This window comes from Vitreimonas sp., from assembly GCF_035627415.1.
Classification (GTDB): Bacteria; Pseudomonadota; Alphaproteobacteria; order Caulobacterales; family Aquidulcibacteraceae; genus Vitreimonas.
Window position 1 is genome coordinate 1 of the sequence record NZ_DASPLU010000037.1, and the last position, 17717, is coordinate 17717.

A 17717-nucleotide genomic window follows, 5' to 3' on the forward strand; every position below is an offset into this window, starting at 1 on the left:
CAGCACCGGCGAATTGGGAATGGAGCTAAGCCCCGAGACGCCATCCGTCGATGGCGGGTTGCGTCGGAGCGGATACGGCCTGGTGTGAAGAGGCGCGTCCGCATTCCATCGTGCAGGAGGCGAGCCGCGCAAGCGGCGTTCTACAACTCCTCGTCCCAAGCCGGGAAAAACGACCGGAAACCGGGGCGCGCGAAGCGCGCGGCGGCGGATCAGAGATGATCCACGCACCCGACTACGGACTACCGAGCGCGGATCGCGCGCCCCGTCTCCCATTTCGATGGGAACGACTGTGAGAAGATCGAAAGCGGGCCGAAAGGTCCGCGGGCTTCGCCATGCCTCGAATCCTAACGCCGCGCCGAGAAGCTGAACAAATCGTCCCACGCGGCGTCCAGCTTCGCCAGCGCTTCGGCCGGCGCGATGGCGCGATAGCCTTGCTCCTCGCGCGTCACCAGGCCCAAGCGTTCGATCTTGGCGAGCGCGTCATTGATCTCGAAATCGACGTCCAGCCCGAAGCGCTCTTGCAGAAACGCTTCCGCCGCATTGTCGATCTCGGCCTTGACCAGCGGACGCTCGGACGCGCGCAGCACGGCGTAGGCGAGAAACGCTTCCTTGGCGTCCTGATCTTCGCCGGCGCCGACCAAGAGATCGAGCACGCCGGCATTGTTGGCGAGGTTGCGGAAATACACCGTGTCGGCCAGCTGCTTCTGATAACGCAAAGTCTGCGCTTCGTACTTCAGCCGCTGGCGCATCACGAAGGCGCCGACGGCGACGAGACCCGAAACCGCCGCCAGGGCGCGCTTCAGCTCGTTCTCCTCGATTGCGCCCTGCGCGCCGAAATAGGCGGCGAGCACGGCGAAGATCACGGTGATGGCGGGCCAGATGTTGAGCAGCACCGGCACGCCGGTGGCGATCGCCGGCGCGGCGAGAATCACCTGATCGCGCGGCCGCATGCTGGGCTTGGCGCCCGGATGCAGCGTCACCAGCTCCGGCGTCGCCACGCTGCGGAAGTGCTTCACCAGCGCCGCGCCCGGACGCACGCCTCTGCGCATGCTGGCGAACGCCTTGGCGTCTTCGGGTCCGATTTCGCTCTCCGCCTTGAAGCCGACCAGCACGACGACATCGTTCATCACTTCGGCGTGCACGGTTTCGCGGCGCAACCCGAACCAGGAGCGGCGCTCGATCTTCTCGGGCCGGACGCCGCGCGCAAAGAACCGCACGCGCCTGATGCCGGCGCTGGAGGGTTTGATGGCGAGACCGGTCAGTTGCTTCGTCGCCCGGCGCGTCTGCACCGTGTCGGGGTCGATTTCCTGGAAATTCGCCCGCATCAGCGCATCGCAGAACGCCGCTTCGAACGTCTCGAACGCCGCGGCGCTGACGTCGCGCGTCGCCGGCGGCGCATCCGGGTCGAGCGGATCATAGAGCGCCTTCAAGGCGTCGAGCCGTTCGTGCGCCTCGTGGTGCAACAGCGCGCCGAGCAGCCGCAGCATTTCGCGCAGCGTCGCCCCGTCGGCGCTGTCGGCCGCGATCGATTCGGCCAAGTGTCTCTTGCGCGCGGCGATGAAACCGTCGCGGCGGCTGTTGCTCGGTTCGGACATGAAGCCAGTGCTAGCCTAGCTGCGGCCCGCGCGCTATCCGCCTTGCCGGCGGTGCGCCGGCAAGGGAAGCTGGCGCGGAGGAGGTCGGGGATGAAGTGGACTTGGGGGCTGGTCGCTGCGGTATGGATGTCGTGCGCCGGCTTTGCCTCAGCGCAGCAGCAGCCGCAGCGCGATCCGCTGGAGGGCCAGTTCAGGGCGGTGCAGGTCGCGCCATCGGCGCCGGACGCCGCGCAGCAAGCCTTCCTGCTGGCTGACACGCTGCGCAATCTCGCGCCGCAGCGGCGCCGCCGCCAAGACGTTTACGTGATCTCGATGGCGCTGTGGGGCGATCCCGTCTTCACCCGCGAGGCGGTCGCCGCCGAGGAATTGCTGCGCGCGCATTTCGGCGCCGAGGAGCGCTCGATCGTGCTCACCGCGTCGGAGCCGGGGCCGCGCACGCATCCGCCGGCGACGCCGACCAACATCGCCGCCGCGATCGGCCATGTCGGCTCTCTGATCGATCCGGAGGAGGACTTGGTCGTCATCTACGTCACGACGCATGGCGGCCCGGACGGCGCCGCGATCCGCGAGCACGACAGGATGTTCGGCGAATTGCGGCCGAACCATCTCGCCGCGCTGCTCGCCGAAGCCGGCATCCGCAACCGGATCGTGATCATCTCGGCCTGCTATTCCGGCGCCTTCATTTCCCACCTCGGCAACGACAACACCATCGTGCTGACGGCCTCGCAGCACGACCGCATGTCGTTCGGCTGCGAGCCGGACAACGATTGGACTTTCTTCGGCGACGCGCTGTTCAATCGCGGCCTGCGCGGCGGCGCGACGCTGCTCGAGAGTTTCGAAAGCGCGAGGGGCCTCATCGAGACTTGGGAGCGCGAGCGCAATCTGACGCCGCCGTCCAACCCGCAGCGCTCCGTCGGCGCCGTGGCGGCGGAGATGCTGGGCGAAGCCGAACGGCGCCGTCGCCGCGCTAGCCGCTGAGATGAGTCGAGATCAGCTCCAGCGGCGCCGACGTGGTCCGCTTCGGCACCCGCATCACGATGCGCGACTGCACGTCGGAGACGAGGCCGAGCGCCAGCATCTTGTCGCGGAGGAAATCGTCGTACGCATGCATGTCGCGCGTCAGCACGCGCAGCATGTAGTCGACCGCCCCGGTCACGGTGGCGCACTCCACCACTTCCGGCCATTCGGCGATCGCCGTCTCGAACCGGTCCAGATTCTCCCGCGACGGCAGCTGCAGCTTGACGGTCGCGAACACTTCGAAAGTGAGGCCGAGCTTGTCCTGGTCGAGCAGCGTAACCTGCCGCAGGATGACGCCGGCCTTCTTCAGCCGCTCGATCCGCCGCCAGGCCGGCGAGGAGGAGAGCCCGACCCGCTCGGCGATCTCGGCGATGGAAAGGCTGGCGTCCCGCTGCAGCAGATCCAGGATTTTGGCGTCGACGGCGTCGAGCTCTTCGGACAAGGTTTCCACTCCACGGCCTGCCCTGGGATGATTATGCCCAGAGTGGCGGGTCAGGCCCCCGTGGGCAAGCCCAGAGTAGCCGAAGGAGAAATAATGTTGCGCGCCGCAGCGGCCGAACCGGGCCCAGCGGGCGGGACCTTGCGGCGGCCGGCCGGCGCGCGTACATGTCCCGCCCTTCGGTGGCGTAGCTCATCTGGTTAGAGCGTGGGATTCATAACCCCAAGGTAGGTGGTTCAAGTCCACCCGCCACCACCATACTCCCCCATGCGGATCGCCACCTACAACGTCAACGGCGTCAACGGCCGCCTCCAGGTGCTCCTGCGCTGGCTCGCGCTGACGGAGCCGGACATCGTTTGTCTGCAGGAGCTGAAGGCGCCGGACGATCGCTTTCCCGAAGCGGCGATCAACGCGGCCGGCTATCAGGCGATCTGGCACGGGCAGAAGAGCTGGAACGGCGTCGCCATCCTGGCCCGCTGCGGCAAGCCGATCGAGCGCCGCCGCGGTCTGCCCGGCGATCCGGAGGATGTGCACAGCCGCTATCTCGAAGCCGAGATCGGCGAGCTGATCGTCGGCTGCCTCTACTTGCCGAACGGCAATCCCTGGCCCGGGCCCAAGTTCGAGTACAAGCTGCGCTGGTTCGAACGCCTCACGGCGCACGCGAAAACGCTAATCGGGTCCGGCAGCCCGGTGGTGCTCGCGGGCGACTACAACGTGATGCCGACCGAGCTCGATGTCTACAAGCCGGAGCGCTGGGTCGACGATGCGCTGTTCCGCATCGAAGCGCGTGAGGCTTATGCGCGGCTGCTGAAGCAGGGCTGGACCGACGCGATCCGCGCGCGACACCCCGGCGCGCGCATCTACACGTTCTGGGATTATTTCCGGAACGCCTATGCGCGCAACGCCGGCCTCAGGATCGATCATCTGCTGCTCAGCCCCGATCTCGCCAAGCGGCTCAAAGCAGCGGGCGTCGACGGCGACGTTCGCGGCTGGGAAAAGACCAGCGATCACGCGCCGACCTGGATCGAACTTGGCCCCGCGCCGAAACGATCGCCGCGCAAAACGGCGGTGAAGAAGGCCAGGAAGAAAACCGCGGCCAAACGCTAGAGCCGCCGCGCGGCTCGACGGCGTTCCGTGCGCTCGGTTAGAGAAGAGGGGGAGGAGCGGCTTTGGGCGAACGATGGCGCAATTGGTCCGGCAGCGTCGAGGCGCGGCCGCAGCGGATCACGCGCCCGCGCACGGACGCTGAATTGGCCGACATCGTGCGCACGGCGCGCAAGCTGCGTGTCGTCGGCGCCGGCCATTCGTTCATGCCGCTCTGCGAGACCGACGGCGCGCTCGTCTCGCTCTCCGAGCTGGAGGGCGGCGTCGACATCAGCGCCGACCGCACGCGCGCCTGGGCGCCGGCGGGCTGGAGCCTCGCCAAGCTGACTGCCGCGCTCTGGGAAGAGGGGCTTTCGCTCGTCAACCAAGGCGATGTGAATCCGCAGGCGCTCGCCGGGGCGATCAGCACCGGCACGCACGGCACCGGCGCAAAGCTCGGCTCGCTCTCCACCGCCGCGCGCGGCTTTCAGCTGATGCAGGCCGACGGCGCGGTGCTGACCTGCAGCGCAAGCGAGCGCCCGGAACTGTTCGAAGCGCAGCGCCTCTCGCTCGGTTTGCTCGGCGTCGCCACGCGGATCGAGATCGACGTGCTGCCGGCCTATCACTTGGAGGAGCGCCTCGAATCGCATCCGCTCGACGTAGTGGCGGAGCGCTGGGACGAGCTCGTCGCCAACAATCGCCACGTCGAATTTTTCGTCTTCCCCTACGGTGAGCAGGCGATCCTGAAAACGCTCAATCCTGCGCCCGGTGAAGGGCCGCTGAAGCAGCTCAACGACATGGACGACCGCGCCTTCCGCATGGTCTGCGACCTCTGCGCCGCCGCGCCGTTTCTCACGCGCCGGCTGCAGCCGCTGATCGTGCGCCCCGGCGTCCGCCAGCGCCGCGTAGGGCCCGCCTATCAGATCTTTCCCTCCGAACGCAGCGTGCGGTTCGAGGAGATGGAGTATGAGATTCCAATGGCGAACGGCTGGGCCGCGCTGCGCGAGGCCATCGCCTACATCCGCGCGCGCAAGCTGCCGATCACCTTTCCGTTCGAGTTTCGCACCATCGCCGGCGACGACATTTGGTTGAGCCCGTTCAACCGCGGTCCCTGCATCTCCATCTCCGCGCACCAGTATGCCAAAATGCCCTGGCGCGACTTCTTCGCCGGGCTTGAGCCGATTTTCCGCGCCCATGGCGGGCGGCCGCACTGGGCCAAGCGTCACACGTTGACGAGAGAGGACGTCGATGCGCTCTATCCGCAGGCGGCGCGGTTTCGCGCCGTGCGCGCCGCGCACGATCCTGAAGCCAAGTTCGCCAACGCGCATCTCGCATCGCTTTTCGTGGAGTCCTGATGGCCAGAGACATCGACCTGCACCGCCCGCTCATCGGCCAGCAAGGCTCCCGCGCCGCGCTCAACACGCCGGCTCTGGTGCTCGACCGTGACGCGCTGGAGCGCAACATCGCCGCGATGGCCGCGTTCGCGCGCGCCAACAACATCGCGCTCCGGCCGCACGCCAAGACGCACAAGAGCGTCCATGTCGCGCGGCTGCAGATGGCGGCGGGCGCGCGCGGCGTGTGCTGCGCCAAGATCGGCGAGGCGGAAGCTTTGGCCGGCGAGGGGATCAACGCGATTTTGATCACATCGCCTGTGGTCACGCCGCAGGCGATCGCGCGGCTCATGGCGCTGCACGAACGCATCGGCGACCTGATGGTCGTCGCCGATCACCCGGACAATGTCGATGCGCTCGCAGCCGCCGCGCGCGAGGCGTCGCGGCCGCTGCCGGTGATCGTCGACATCGATCCCGGCATCCGCCGCACCGGCGTTGCCTCGCCCGAGGCCGCGCTCGCGCTTGCGCAGCGGATTGCTGCAGCCGGGCCGCTTCGTTTCGCCGGCGTGCAATTCTATTGCGGCGCGCAGCAGCACATCGCTGCGTTCGCCGATCGCCGCGCTGCGATCGAAGAGCGCACGGCCTACCTGAAGAGCGTCGTCGACCTGCTCGCGCGAAGCGGCCTTGCGCCTGAGATCGTCACCGGCGGCGGCACCGGCACGCATCGCATCGACGCCGCGCTCGGTGTTTTCACCGAGCTGCAGGTGGGATCCTACGTCTTCATGGACAAGCAATATCTCGACTGCGACCTTTCCGGCGAAGGCGCCGCGCCGTTCGAGACGGCGCTCTATATCGATACGCACGTCATCAGCGCCAACGCGCCGAGCATGGCGACGATCGACTCAGGCTTCAAAGCCCTCTCCACCGACGGCGGCAATCCCGCCATTGCCGCCGGCGCGCCGGCGGACTCCGCTTTCTTCTTCATGGGCGATGAGCACGCCGCTTTGATCGCGCCGGGGCATGATTTCAAGATCGGCGACCGCATCACGCTCACCGCGCCGCACTGCGACCCGACCGTCAATCTCTACGACGCCTTTCACGTCGTCCGCGGCGACACCTTGATCGACATCTGGCCGGTCACCGCGCGCGGGCGTTCACGCTGAGGCTGCCTTCGAACGTTTCACACCCATTCCCGGGGCGCCGCAAAGCGGCGAGCCCGGGACCCATAAACACAACTCTATCGAGAAATCACGCAGAACTGAGTTTATGGGCCCCGGACTGCTCCGCCCGCTTTCGCGGGAGTCGCATCCGGGGATGGGTGTTTGATTTTCTAGGGCTGGTGCAAGCCCTGTCCTCGCCTGTATCTTGCACGAGAGAGGGAAATGGCGCGCACGCAAGCAGTCGAGTACGATGAACGGAAGGACGCGATCGTCGAGACGGCGGCGGCGCTGTTCGCGCGCGAGGGCTATAACGGCGCCTCGGTCGCCGACATCGCCAAGCGCGGCAAGATCTCGAAATCGCTGATTTATCACTATTACCAATCGAAGGACGACATTCTCTACGACGTCATGATCAGCCACGTGCGCGCGCTCGAAACGGCGGCGCGCGAAGCGACGGCGGGCGCCGAGCCGCCCGAGCGCAAGCTGCGCGAGCTCACGCACCGCTTCATGGCGCTCTATGTCGGCGCCGCCGATCGCCACAAAGTGCTGCTGAACGATTTGGGGCGCCTGCCGAAGGCGCGCCGCGCCGAGATCGTCGCCGTGCAGCGCGGGCTGATCGAGATGGTGCAGAAGCTGCTGGTCGAGATCGAGCCGACGCTGAAGAAGAAAAGCGGCGCGGCGTTTTCGGCGGCGATGCTGTTCTTCGGCACCATCAACTGGACCCACACCTGGTTCGATCCGCGCGGCCCCGTCAGCGCCGGCGCGCTGGCGGAGATGGCGGTGGATTTGACGCTGGGCGGGCTGCGGAGGGCGGCGGAGTAAGACGATGAGCCTGACCCGATTAGTGGTCCTTAGTATGTTCATTGCGAGCTGCGCAGGGGCTCAGCTCGCCGAGCTACAGCCAAGCGCTACTCCGATCGCGGTGTGCGGAACGTACCAGTATGATTTCGGAGATCGCATTCGATTGCGTTCGCGAGCAGGCCGCGATTATCGGGACTATCTTTTGATCCGGGACGCACGCACTTCAGAGTTCCTTTTATCAAGGACTGTAGGCGGCGGTTTGCGTCTGCTGGTCGAGCCGATTGAGGACGCTTGTACACATCCGCGTGGCAACGCAGCCGCCTGTATTCAGGACCGCACTGGATCGGTAGTTATTCTTCGTGAGCTTAGTGCTGAAGAAAGCTGCGCGGTTCGTTAAGCATCATACGTCAGCGCCACGCCTTCGCTCACCGGCGTCGCCTGGCAGGTCAGCACGTAGCCTTCGGCCAGCTCTTCCGCCGACAGCCCGTAATTCACCTTCATCTGCACTTCGCCGCTCGTCACCTTCGCCCTGCAGGTCGCACAGACGCCGCCTTTGCACGCGAACGGCGCCGGCAGGCCGGCGGCGCGCACATTATCCAGGATCGAGTGCTTCTCGGGATCGAACGCGACCTGCACGCGCCGCCCGTTCAGCGTCACGCTCATGCGCAAACCCGCGGCTTGCTCCTCGAGCGCCCGCGCCGCCGCCGCCTGCGCGGCGGAGAGCGGGCCGGTGGTGAAGCGCTCGATCAGGATACGCGGCTTCTCGACGCCGCGCGCGACCAGCGCTTCTTCGATCGCATCCATCATCGGCCCAGGCCCGCAGATGAAGAATGCGTCCACGTGCGCCGTGCACACGAGAGTCGAAAGAATTTCCTCCGCCTTCGCCTGATCCAGCCGCCCATTGAACAGCGCGATCTCTTCTTCCTCCTCTTCGAGGAAATGATAAACGCTCAGCCGGTCGAGATAGCGGTCCTTCAGCGCCGCGATCTCCTCCAGGAACATGACGCCGATCGAGTTGCGATTGCCGTAGAACAAGGTGAAGCGCGAATGCGGCTCGAGCGAAAGCGCCGTCTTCATCAGCGACAGAATCGGCGTGATGCCCGAACCGCCGGCGAAAGCGACGTATTCGTTGCGGGCCTCGGCGTCGAACGTCCAGCAGAACGAGCCGTGCGGCGCCATGACTTCGAGTTCGTCGCCGGCTTTGAGCTCGGCGTTGACCCAGCCTGAGAACACGCCGCCGGCGATTTTCTTGACGCCGATCTTCAGCACCCCTTCGCTCGGGCTGACGCAGAGCGAATAATTGCGCCGCACCTCTTCGCCGCCGATCTCACGGCGGAAGGTGAGGTGCTGGCCGGCGCGGAACGCGAACGTCTCGCGCAGCTCTTCCGGCAGTTCGAGCCGCACCGAGACCGCATCCGGCGTCTCGCGCTTCACCTCGGCGACGCGCAGTCTGTGGAAGTCAATGCTCATAATCCTCCCCCGCATGCGGGGGAGGTGGCGAGCGAAGCGAGCCGGAGGGGGAAAGTCCGGCAGCTGCGCGCCTCCGCCCCTTCAGTCATCGCGCTCATGCGCGCTGACAGCTCCCCCGTAAACGGGGGAGCAGTTGGGCCAACACTTAGTGACACTTGAACCTGTCGAACGGCTCCGCGCACGCCTTGCAGCGCCACAGCGCCTTGCACGGCGTCGAGCCGAAGCGGGAAATTTCTTCGGTATTCAGAGAGCCGCAGCGCGGGCATTCCGCCGCTTGCGCGTTCTTCAGCGCCGAGGCGCCCGCGCCTTTCGGCGGCGGCGCGATGCCGTAGGCGCGCAGCTTTTCGCGACCTTCATCGCTGATCCAGTCGCTCGACCAGGGCGGCGAGAGCGTCGTCTCGATGGCGACATCGCCAAAGCCGTGCGCATCGAGCGCGGCGCGGATGGCTTGCTCGATCGCCAGCGTCGCGGGGCAGCCGGTGTAGGTCGGGGTGATGACGACGCGCGTTGGACTGATCTCGCGCACGATGCCGAGGTCGAGCACCGAGACGGCGGGGATTTCAGGATCGGGGACGGCGGCCAGAATTGCTAGCAAACGCTGCTTATTTTCCTCCGTCATCCCGGACGCGCGAAGCGCGATCCGGGATCCAGGGGCAAACGACGCGCTCGTGGCCCCTGGATCCCGGGTTCTCACTTCGTGAGTCCCGGGATGACGATGGTGATAGTCCGTCACCACGTCGCTCCCGGATACGCGCGCTGCAGAAACTGCATCTCGGTCAGCAAGTGTCCCAGATGCTCCGAATGCCGGCCGGCGCGTCCGCCCAGCACCGGCCGCCGCGCCGGAGGCCGCTCCAGAGTCGCCTCCGCCAGCACCGCATCCACACGCTGATCCCAGGCGCCGCGCAGCGCCGCCTTGTCGACGCCGACGCCGGCCGCGAGCGCGGCCGCGTCTATCTCATCCATCGCGAACAATTCGTCCGCGAAGCGCCACATCCAATCCAAACCAGCGATCATGCGCGCGCGGCTCTCGTCGGTGCCGTCGCCCAGGCGCACGACCCAATCGCTCGCCAAAGTCGCGTGATAAGTGACTTCCTTCACCGCTTTGGCCGCCACCGCCGCGAAGCGCGCGTCTTTCGACGTCGCGAGCGCCGCATAGAGCAGCTCCTGGTAGTGCGAGAACAGGAATTGCCGCGCGATCGTCTGCGCGAAATCGCCGTTCGGCTGCTCGACCAGGAGGCAGTTGGTGAAATCCATCACATCGCGGCGAAACGCCAGCGCATCCGCATCGCGCCCCTTGCCCTCGATCTCGCCGGCGAGGCCGAGAAAATGCGTCGCCTGGCCGATCTGATCGAGCGCCACGTTCGCCAGCGACAGATCGACCTCCAGCGCCGGCGCATGCCCGCACCATTCGGAGAGGCGCTGACCGAGGATCAATGCGTCGTCGCCCAGACGCATCGCATACGCGGCGAGAGGAGGGAGGTCGCGCGCCATCAGAGGTGTTTGATATGGTCGGGGATCGAATAGAAGGTTGGGTGGCGATAGACCTTGTCCTCGGCCGGCTCGAACAACGCCGCCGCATCGCCCGGATCCGACGCGGTGATCTCCGCCGACGGCACGACCCAGAGGCTCACGCCTTCCAGCCGCCGCGTGTAGGTGTCGCGCGCGTGCTCGACCGCCATCTTCGCGTCCGCCGCGTGCACGCTGCCGACATGGCGGTGCGACAGCCCGCCCTTGCCGCGCACGAACACTTCCCACAGCGGCCATTCCTTCTTCGGATCGCTCATCTTGTTATCCGCATTGCTTCGTCATCCAGGCTTTCAAATGGGCGAGATGGTCCCATCCGAAAGCGTGCTCGGTCGATCCGTGCGCGCGCAGGTGTTCCAGACGTTCAAGCGCTTCCTCCAGCGTCGGGATGTGGCCTTCTTCGACCGGCCACATCACGAAGATCGCTTGCGTCGGCTTCTCGAACCAGGCGTGTTTCTGATTGTAGATCTTCTGGTGCGCCGTCTTCCACACGAAGTGCTCCAGCGCGTCGGCCGTCTCCCACACCGACATGTTGACGATCTGCTGCGGATCGTCGGTGTATTTCGTATCGGTGTTGCCGGCGCCGTTTTCGTCCGCCATGCGCCAGACAAAGCCGGGCGAGCGGTCGGCGATCGCATTGATGGCGGCGAGCGCATTCATGAAGCCCGCCATGCGCGGATCGTCGAGCGGATAGAGCGCGCGGCCGATGTTCAGTTCTGCGACGTGCATGATTTTCCTCCCGACTCAAGCAGCCGACGAGGATATAGGAAGGCGCAGGGCGAGACGGTAGCGCATCACTCCGCCGCCAGCTTTGCCGCCGCGCGCTTCTCTGCATGCACGCGCGCGGCCTCGCGCACCCAGGCGCCGTCGTCCCACGCTTTCTGGCGCGCCTGCATGCGTTCTTTGGCGACCGGGCCTTCGCCCTTCACGACGGCCCAGAACTCGTCCCAGTCGACTTCGCCGAAGTCGTGGGCGCCGCGCACTTCGTTCCACTTCAGCGCCGGGTCCGGCACGGTGAGCCCGATCGCTTCGGCTTGCGGCACGGTGATGTCGACGAACTTCTGCCGCAGCTCGTCATTGGTGTCGCGCTTGATGCGCCAGCGCATGCTCTGCTCGGTGTTGGGCGACTTGTCGTCCGGCGGGCCGAACATCATGAGCGACGGCCACCACCAGCGATCGAGCGCATCCTGCGCCATCGCCTTCTGCTCCGGCGTGCCGTTCGCCAGATGCATCATGATCTCGTAGCCCTGGCGCTGGTGGAAGCTTTCTTCCTTGCAGATGCGCACCATCGCGCGCGCGTACGGCCCATACGAGGTCCGTTGCAGCGGCACCTGGTTCATGATCGCCGCGCCGTCGACCAGCCAGCCGATCGCGCCGATGTCGGCCCAGGTCAGCGTCGGATAATTGAAGATCGTCGAGTACTTGGCTTTGCCGCTGAGCAGCGCTTCGGTCATTTCATCGCGCGTGATCCCGAGCGTCTCCGCCGCCGCGTAGAGATAAAGCCCGTGTCCGCCTTCGTCCTGCACCTTGGCCAAGAGGATCGCCTTGCGCCGCAAGTTCGGCGCGCGCGTGATCCAATTGCCTTCGGGCAGCATGCCGACGATTTCGCTGTGCGCGTGCTGCGAAATCTGCCGGATCAGCGTCTTCCGGTACGCCTCGGGCATCCAGTCCTTCGGCTCGATGAATTGGTCGTTGGCGACGCGCGCCTCGAACGCCGCCACGCGCGCGGGATCTTCCGCCACCGCCTCGGCCTTTTTCTTGCCGCTCATATCGGTCGTGTACATGGCCGCGCCTTTCGGAACTTTCAGCCGACTAATATAGGTTTCACTGACCGCTCGGTCAATTAATTACCGCCCCGCCAATGGTGCGGGAAAGCCCAGTAAATTCAGCGATGGCGCGTCCGTCCGCCGTGCGCACGCTGACGTGATAGACGCCGCTGCGGCCGCTGCGCGAAATCTCGCGCGCCTCCGCCACCAGCGCGTCGCCGGCGGAGGCGGGCGCCAGGAACGCGATCGTCGCGCTCTGCGCCACCGTCGTGTCGTTGCGCGAATTGCAGGCGTACGCGAACGCGGTGTCGGCCACCGCGAAGATCATGCCGCCATGGGCGCTGCGGTGGCCGTTCAGCATGTCCTCGCGCACGACCATGCGCACGCGGGCATAGCCTTCGCGCGCCGCTTCGATCTCGACGCCCCAGGCTGGTCCTGTGCCTTCGCGCGCCAGCAACGTCTGCGCGACGCGCAGCGCCAGATCGTCCGCTTCGCTCATGCCTTGTCTCGTGAATTGACCGACCAGGCGTTCTATCATACGCCACGCCGACGTGCGAGGAGGGCCCATGGACTACGAGACCATTCTCTTCGAGAGCGCCGGCGGCGTCGCGCGCCTCACCCTCAATCGCCCCGATCGCCTGAACAGCTTCACCGTGCAGATGCACGACGAAGTCGCGCGCGCGCTCGACAGCGTGGCGAACAGCGAGGCGCGCGTGCTGGTGCTCACCGGCGCCGGCCGCGGCTTCTGTGCGGGGCAGGATTTATCCGACCGCGCCGTCGCGCCCGGCGGCGACGGTGTCGATCTCGGCGAGTCGCTGGAGAAGCGCTACAATCCGCTGATCCGGCGGCTCACATCGCTCGAGATGCCGGTGATCTGCGCCGTCAACGGCGTCGCCGCCGGCGCTGGCGCGAATATCGCGCTCGCCTGCGACATCGTCATCGCCGCGCGGAGCGCCAAGTTCATCCAGAGCTTCGCCAATATCGGCCTCATTCCCGACAGCGGCGGCACCTGGACCTTGCCGCGCCTCGCCGGCCAAGCCCGCGCCATGGGCCTTGCCCTCACCGGCGAACCGCTCACCGCCGAACGCGCCGAAAGCTGGGCCATGATCTGGAAGTGCGTCGACGACGATAAGCTCGCCGAAGAGACCGATGCGCTCGCGCAGAAGTTCGCGTCCGCGCCAACCAAGGGCCTCGCGGCGACCAAAAAGCTGATCCGCGAAAGCGGCGCGCGTACGCTCGCCGAACAGCTCGATGTCGAACGCGACGCGCAACGCGCTCTCGGGCGCACGCATGACTACAAAGAAGGCGTCGCCGCGTTCATGGAAAAGCGGCCGCCGAGGTTCACGGGAAGCTGAGACGAATGAGTGGAGATTGGAGCGCGCGACTCCGTCGCGCATGCGGCGCGGAGCGCCGCGCTCCCACTCACGAACGCCGGAGCGAATGATGAAACCGATCACCCTGCAGAACTTCGCCGAGGGCCAATGGATCGCCGGCGCCGGCGGCATGGCCGAACTGCGCTCCGCCATCGACGGCGACGTCGTCGCGCTCACTTCATCGCAAGGGCTCGACTTCGCCGCCATGCTCCGCCACGCCCGCGAGCAGGGCGGGCCGGCGCTGCGCAAACTCACCTTTCACCAGCGCGCGCTGATGCTGAAAGCGCTCGCCGAAGCGCTCACCGCGCGCAAGGAAGAGCTCTACGAACTCTCCTACAACACCGGCGCTACCAAAGCCGACAGCTGGGTCGACATCGACGGCGGCATCGGCACGTTCGCCGTCTATCAAGGCAAGGGCCGGCGCGAGCTGCCGAACGACACCATCCTGATCGACGGCAATGTCGAAGCGCTCTCGCGCGGCGGCACGTTCCAGGGCCTGCACGTCTTCACTTCGCTGCAAGGTGCCGCCGTCCACATCAACGCCTTCAACTTCCCCGTCTGGGGCATGCTGGAGAAGCTCGCGCCGACGTTTCTCGCCGGCGTCGCCGCGATCGTGAAGCCCGCCAGCGCGACCGCCTATCTCACCGAAGCCGCTGTGCGCATCATGCTGGAAGCGAACGTGCTGCCCAAAGGTGCGCTGCAGCTCATCGTCGGCTCCACCGGCGATCTCTTCGATCATCTCACGTCGCAGGATGTGGTCTCCTTCACCGGCTCCGCCGCCACCGCCGCGAAGCTCAAAAGCCATCCGGTGATTCAGCGCGAGAGCGTGCGCTTCGTCGCCGAACAGGATTCGCTCAACGCCTCGGTGCTCGGCCCGGACGCGACGCCGGATTCCCCGGAGTTCGACCTCTTCATCAAGGAGGTCGCCAAGGAAATGACGGTGAAGGCGGGCCAGAAGTGCACCGCCATCCGCCGCGGCCTCGTGCCGGCCGCGCTGCTCGATGCGGCGCAGGAGGCGCTCAAGGCGCGCCTCGACAAGCTCACCATCGGCGATCCGCGCGACGAAGCCACGCGCATGGGCGCGCTCGTCAGCACGAGCCAGCGGGACGACGTGCGTGCAAAGATTAAGGAGATCGGCGCCGATGCTTCGATCGTCTACGGCGATCCGAACGCCGCGCCGGTGAACGAGAAGGGCGCGTTTCTCTCGCCGATACTGCTGCGCTGCGAAAATCCGTGGGCCGCGCGCGCCGTGCACGACGTCGAAGCGTTCGGGCCGGTCTCGACGATCATGCCGTACAAGGACGCGGCCGACGCCGTCGCGCTAGCCAATCGCGGCAAGGGCTCACTCGTCATGAGCGCGTTTACGCACGACACGAGTTTCGCCCGCGATCTCGTGCTCGGCGCCGGCTCGTTCCACGGCCGCATCGCCTTCATCGATCGCGACAGCGCCAAAGAGAGCACCGGCCACGGCTCGCCGATGCCGCATATGATCCACGGCGGCCCCGGCCGCGCCGGCGGCGGCGAGGAGATGGGCGGCATTCGCGGCGTCACGCACTACATGCAGCGCACCGCGTTGCAGGGCCATCCCCGCGTGCTCGCCGCCATCGTGAACCGCTACGTCGCCGGCATGCCGGTGCAGGCGGCGAGCGAACATCCGTTCCGGCGCAAATTCCACGATCTGCCGATCGGCTATCAGCTCAAAACCAAGTCGCGCGAAATCACGCTCGACGATATCGAGCACTTCGCCCACTTCACCGGCGACACCTTCTACGCGCACATGGACGAGGAAGCCGCGCGCGCCAATCCGCTGTTCGGCGGCCGCGTCGCGCACGGTTACCTGATCCTTGCGTTCGCCGCCGGCCTCTTCGTCGATCCCGATCCGGGCCCGGTGCTGGCGAACTACGGCCTCGACAATCTGCGCTTCGTCAAGCCGGTGAAACCCGGCGACGCCATCCAAGTCGCGCTCACGGTGAAAGACAAGACGCTCTGCAAACCCGATCAAGGCGAAGTGCGCTGGGATGTCGTAGTCTCCAACCGCGATGGCGAAACCGTTGCGGTGTACGATTTGCTGACCATGAACGCGGCGTGAGTTCTTGTCCTCCCCGCCGTGCGGGGAGGTGCTGACCCCGGCGAAAGCCGGGGGAAGCGGAGGGGCGCGTAAAAGGCCGACGACTCGCCCCTCAGTCTCCATGCTTCGCATGTCGACAGCTCCCCACGAGGTGGGGAGCATAAGCGGAGCGCTAAGCCACCGATCTCAACGCTTCCACAAACCGCGGGATATCCGCCTCCCGCAGCCCCGCCACGTTAATCCGCGCTGCGTCCGTCATGTAAATCCCGTGCGTCTCCCGCAGCGCCGTCACTTGCGCGTCGTTCAGCGGCAGCGTCGAGAACATGCCCTTCTGGTCCGCGATGAGATGCATCGGGATCGAGTTCACCCGCTCGGCCGCTAGCGCGAGGCGCGTGCGCTTGATGTGGCCGCGGATTTCATCGAGCTCCTCGCGCCAGCTTGCCCGCAGCGCATCATCGCTCAGCACTTCGCGCACGATCGCAGCGCCGTGATCCGGCGGCATCGAGTAGTTCGCGCGCGCGATCGCGGCGAGATTGCTCATCGCCGCCGCGCGCGCCTTCTCAGCCGTCTTCACATAGAGCGCGCCGACGCGCTCCCGATAGATGCCGAACGACTTCGCTTCCGAAACGGCGATCACCGCTTCCGGCACGCGCTCCGCCAGCGCCCGGGCGCCCGCGACGTCTTCGTCGATGCCGTCGCCGAAGCCCTGATAAGCCAGATCGACAAACGGGATCAGACCCCGCGCGTTCAGCGCATCCGCCAGCGCCGTCCATTGCTCCAGCGAGAAATCCGCGCCAAGCGGATTGTGGCAGCACGCCTGCAGGATCACCGCGTCGCCGCGCTCAGCCCGATCGAAGCCGGCGATCAGCGCGTCCATGTCGATGCGCTGCTGGGCGAGGTCGAAGAAGGAGACATCGACGGGCTCGAGCCGCGCCGCGCGCACGATCGATGGATGGTTCGGCCAACACGGCTGCGGCAGCACGATGCGCTTGGCGCCGCTTTCGCGCAGCAGGTCGCAGCCCAGCCGCAACGCGCCGGTGCCGCCGACCGCCTGGATCGAAACGAACTGGCGCGACATCTCGCCGAACGCGAGCTGGCCGACCAGCTTCAGAAAATCCACGTCGCCCTGCTGGCCGACGTAGGTTTTCGTCTTCTGGTTCGCGAGCAGCAGCGCTTCGGCCTCCTTCACCGCACGCATCACCGGTGTATTGCCGGTCGCGTCTTTGTAGACGCCTACGCCGAGATCGATCTTGTCGCTCCGCGGGTCCTCGCGGAACATCTTGATGATCTTCAGGAGCGGATCGGGCGCCTTCGGCGCGAGCGTTTCAATCATCGGTCTGCTTTCAATCTTCCGAAGGCCAGGTTTCAAGAACTTCGACGAAGCGCGTGAGCCAGGCATTGGTCTGATGACCGTCGAGCACGCGGTGGTCGATGGTGAGCGAGACGTAGGCCATCGGCCGCACCAGGATCGCGTCCTGGCCGCCCACCTCGCGCACGACGACGCGTTTCTCCAGCTTGCCGACGCCCAGGATCGCCGATTGCGGCTGGTTGATGATGATCGGCGCCGCAAACAGCGAACCGGAGACGCCATGGTTGGAGATGGTGAACGTGCCGCCGCGAATGTCGGTCCCGGTCAGCTTCTCGGCGCGCGCGCGCTCGACAAGATCGTCGAGGCCGGAGGCGATCCCCTTGAGCGACAGCTTCTGCACCTCGCGCAGCACCGGCACGATCAGCCCCTTGGTGCCGAGGGCCGTGCCGACGCCGATATGGATGTCGTCGTAGAGCTCGAGCCTGTCGGCGTGCCAGCGGCTGTTGATCGCCGGCGCCACCTTCATCGCCTCTGCCGCGGCGGCGACCAGATAGGCGGTGTAGGTGAGCTTGACGCCCTTCTTCGCCCAGGCCGCCTTGTGCGCTTCACGGTGGGCGATGATCGCGCTGAAATCGGCCTCGAACACGGCGGTGACGTGCGGCGCGTCGGTCACCGAGCGATGCATATTCTCGGCGATCGCAAGCCGCATCCGGTCGTGCGGCAGGAAATGCGAGGCGACCTCGCCGGTCGCGGCCGCAATCACGCCCTCGACGGGCCTCTG

18 protein-coding genes and 1 tRNA gene are annotated in these 17717 nt (G+C 66.4%); 8 read left to right on the forward strand and 11 right to left on the reverse strand.

What is annotated here, in order from left to right:
• Positions 1-344: 344 nt before the first annotated feature.
• Positions 345-1595 carry a DUF3754 domain-containing protein gene (locus VEA80_RS18620; protein ID WP_325062292.1) on the reverse strand — a complete coding sequence of 417 codons (1251 nt, stop codon included), beginning with the start codon at positions 1593-1595 and terminating at the stop codon, positions 345-347.
• Between the two features lie 90 nt (positions 1596-1685).
• Here VEA80_RS18620 and VEA80_RS18625 point away from each other — a divergent pair, with 90 nt between their 5' ends.
• On the forward strand, positions 1686-2573 hold the full coding sequence (locus VEA80_RS18625; RefSeq protein ID WP_325062293.1) for a C13 family peptidase: 888 nt from the start codon (positions 1686-1688) through the stop codon (positions 2571-2573).
• Here the strand turns inward: VEA80_RS18625 and VEA80_RS18630 are convergent.
• On the reverse strand, positions 2563-3054 hold the full coding sequence (locus VEA80_RS18630; RefSeq protein WP_325062294.1) for an Lrp/AsnC family transcriptional regulator: 492 nt from the start codon (positions 3052-3054) through the stop codon (positions 2563-2565). The genes VEA80_RS18625 and VEA80_RS18630 overlap by 11 nt on opposite strands.
• 178 nt (positions 3055-3232) lie before the next feature.
• On the opposite strand from VEA80_RS18630, the gene VEA80_RS18635 reads away from it, so the two are divergent.
• The 5 genes from VEA80_RS18635 to VEA80_RS18655 all read left to right on the forward strand — a co-directional run bounded on the left by VEA80_RS18635 (position 3233) and on the right by VEA80_RS18655 (position 7447).
• Positions 3233-3309: transfer RNA gene (locus VEA80_RS18635), tRNA-Met, on the forward strand.
• 9 nt (positions 3310-3318) lie between these two features.
• Positions 3319-4158 carry an exodeoxyribonuclease III gene (gene xth / locus VEA80_RS18640; protein WP_325062295.1) on the forward strand — a complete coding sequence of 280 codons (840 nt, stop codon included), beginning with the start codon at positions 3319-3321 and terminating at the stop codon, positions 4156-4158.
• A gap of 62 nt (positions 4159-4220) precedes the next feature.
• A complete protein-coding gene (locus VEA80_RS18645) occupies positions 4221-5489 on the forward strand; it encodes a D-arabinono-1,4-lactone oxidase (protein WP_325062296.1) in 1269 nt (422 codons plus the stop codon).
• Complete coding sequence (locus VEA80_RS18650) at positions 5489-6628, forward strand: DSD1 family PLP-dependent enzyme (protein WP_325062297.1); 1140 nt, start codon at positions 5489-5491, stop codon at positions 6626-6628. Before VEA80_RS18645 ends, VEA80_RS18650 begins: the two co-directional genes overlap by 1 nt.
• A gap of 219 nt (positions 6629-6847) precedes the next feature.
• Positions 6848-7447, forward strand: coding sequence for a TetR/AcrR family transcriptional regulator (locus tag VEA80_RS18655; protein ID WP_325062298.1), 600 nt, complete (start codon positions 6848-6850; stop codon positions 7445-7447).
• A gap of 372 nt (positions 7448-7819) precedes the next feature.
• Here the strand turns inward: VEA80_RS18655 and VEA80_RS18660 are convergent, their stop codons facing one another.
• The 7 genes from VEA80_RS18660 to paaI form a co-directional block, all read right to left on the reverse strand.
• Complete coding sequence (locus VEA80_RS18660; protein ID WP_325062299.1) at positions 7820-8896, reverse strand: 2Fe-2S iron-sulfur cluster-binding protein; 1077 nt, start codon at positions 8894-8896, stop codon at positions 7820-7822.
• 145 nt (positions 8897-9041) lie between these two features.
• Positions 9042-9515, reverse strand: coding sequence for a 1,2-phenylacetyl-CoA epoxidase subunit PaaD (gene paaD / locus VEA80_RS18665; protein WP_325062300.1), 474 nt, complete (start codon positions 9513-9515; stop codon positions 9042-9044).
• A gap of 110 nt (positions 9516-9625) precedes the next feature.
• Complete coding sequence (paaC, locus tag VEA80_RS18670; RefSeq protein WP_325062301.1) at positions 9626-10387, reverse strand: 1,2-phenylacetyl-CoA epoxidase subunit PaaC; 762 nt, start codon at positions 10385-10387, stop codon at positions 9626-9628.
• Positions 10387-10680, reverse strand: coding sequence for a 1,2-phenylacetyl-CoA epoxidase subunit PaaB (gene paaB, locus VEA80_RS18675; RefSeq protein ID WP_325062302.1), 294 nt, complete (start codon positions 10678-10680; stop codon positions 10387-10389). The genes paaC and paaB overlap by 1 nt, the downstream gene beginning before the upstream one ends.
• 4 nt (positions 10681-10684) lie before the next feature.
• The gene (locus tag VEA80_RS18680) at positions 10685-11149 is read right to left on the reverse strand and encodes a DUF3291 domain-containing protein (protein WP_325062303.1); all 465 of its coding nucleotides are present in this window, start codon (positions 11147-11149) and stop codon (positions 10685-10687) included.
• 65 nt (positions 11150-11214) lie between these two features.
• Positions 11215-12204, reverse strand: coding sequence for a 1,2-phenylacetyl-CoA epoxidase subunit PaaA (gene paaA, locus VEA80_RS18685; RefSeq protein ID WP_325062304.1), 990 nt, complete (start codon positions 12202-12204; stop codon positions 11215-11217).
• A gap of 55 nt (positions 12205-12259) precedes the next feature.
• On the reverse strand, positions 12260-12685 hold the full coding sequence (gene paaI / locus VEA80_RS18690; RefSeq protein ID WP_325062305.1) for a hydroxyphenylacetyl-CoA thioesterase PaaI: 426 nt from the start codon (positions 12683-12685) through the stop codon (positions 12260-12262).
• Positions 12686-12752: 67 nt separating this feature from the next.
• On the opposite strand from paaI, the gene paaG reads away from it, so the two are divergent.
• Together paaG and paaZ are read left to right on the forward strand one after the other, a co-directional pair.
• Positions 12753-13541, forward strand: a complete 789-nt coding sequence (paaG, locus tag VEA80_RS18695; protein ID WP_325062306.1) for a 2-(1,2-epoxy-1,2-dihydrophenyl)acetyl-CoA isomerase PaaG — start codon at positions 12753-12755, stop codon at positions 13539-13541.
• Between the two features lie 88 nt (positions 13542-13629).
• On the forward strand, positions 13630-15648 hold the full coding sequence (paaZ, locus tag VEA80_RS18700; RefSeq protein ID WP_325062307.1) for a phenylacetic acid degradation bifunctional protein PaaZ: 2019 nt from the start codon (positions 13630-13632) through the stop codon (positions 15646-15648).
• A 151-nt stretch (positions 15649-15799) separates the two neighbouring features.
• Here paaZ and VEA80_RS18705 read toward each other — a convergent pair whose 3' ends face one another.
• Entirely contained in the window at positions 15800-16960 is a 1161-nt protein-coding gene (locus VEA80_RS18705) for an aromatic amino acid transaminase (protein ID WP_325062308.1), read from the reverse strand.
• 10 nt (positions 16961-16970) lie between these two features.
• On the reverse strand, positions 16971-17717 hold a 747-nt coding region (locus VEA80_RS18710; RefSeq protein WP_325062309.1), incomplete at its 5' end, for a 2-oxo acid dehydrogenase subunit E2.

What these genes read in the sequence shown, in the direction of transcription:
- paaI (WP_325062305.1), bottom strand. Translation starts at nt 12,685, where the DNA reads ATGAGCGAAGCGGACGATCTGGCGCTGCGCGTCGCGCAGACGTTGCTG.
- VEA80_RS18705 (WP_325062308.1), bottom strand. Translation starts at nt 16,960, where the DNA reads ATGATTGAAACGCTCGCGCCGAAGGCGCCCGATCCGCTCCTGAAGATC.
- VEA80_RS18680 (WP_325062303.1), bottom strand. Translation starts at nt 11,149, where the DNA reads ATGCACGTCGCAGAACTGAACATCGGCCGCGCGCTCTATCCGCTCGAC.
- paaG (WP_325062306.1), top strand. Translation starts at nt 12,753, where the DNA reads ATGGACTACGAGACCATTCTCTTCGAGAGCGCCGGCGGCGTCGCGCGC.
- xth (WP_325062295.1), top strand. Translation starts at nt 3,319, where the DNA reads ATGCGGATCGCCACCTACAACGTCAACGGCGTCAACGGCCGCCTCCAG.
- VEA80_RS18660 (WP_325062299.1), bottom strand. Translation starts at nt 8,896, where the DNA reads ATGAGCATTGACTTCCACAGACTGCGCGTCGCCGAGGTGAAGCGCGAG.
- VEA80_RS18620 (WP_325062292.1), bottom strand. Translation starts at nt 1,595, where the DNA reads ATGTCCGAACCGAGCAACAGCCGCCGCGACGGTTTCATCGCCGCGCGC.
- VEA80_RS18655 (WP_325062298.1), top strand. Translation starts at nt 6,848, where the DNA reads ATGGCGCGCACGCAAGCAGTCGAGTACGATGAACGGAAGGACGCGATC.
- paaA (WP_325062304.1), bottom strand. Translation starts at nt 12,204, where the DNA reads ATGTACACGACCGATATGAGCGGCAAGAAAAAGGCCGAGGCGGTGGCG.
- paaB (WP_325062302.1), bottom strand. Translation starts at nt 10,680, where the DNA reads ATGAGCGATCCGAAGAAGGAATGGCCGCTGTGGGAAGTGTTCGTGCGC.
- VEA80_RS18625 (WP_325062293.1), top strand. Translation starts at nt 1,686, where the DNA reads ATGAAGTGGACTTGGGGGCTGGTCGCTGCGGTATGGATGTCGTGCGCC.
- VEA80_RS18650 (WP_325062297.1), top strand. Translation starts at nt 5,489, where the DNA reads ATGGCCAGAGACATCGACCTGCACCGCCCGCTCATCGGCCAGCAAGGC.
- paaD (WP_325062300.1), bottom strand. Translation starts at nt 9,515, where the DNA reads ATGACGGAGGAAAATAAGCAGCGTTTGCTAGCAATTCTGGCCGCCGTC.
- paaC (WP_325062301.1), bottom strand. Translation starts at nt 10,387, where the DNA reads ATGGCGCGCGACCTCCCTCCTCTCGCCGCGTATGCGATGCGTCTGGGC.
- paaZ (WP_325062307.1), top strand. Translation starts at nt 13,630, where the DNA reads ATGAAACCGATCACCCTGCAGAACTTCGCCGAGGGCCAATGGATCGCC.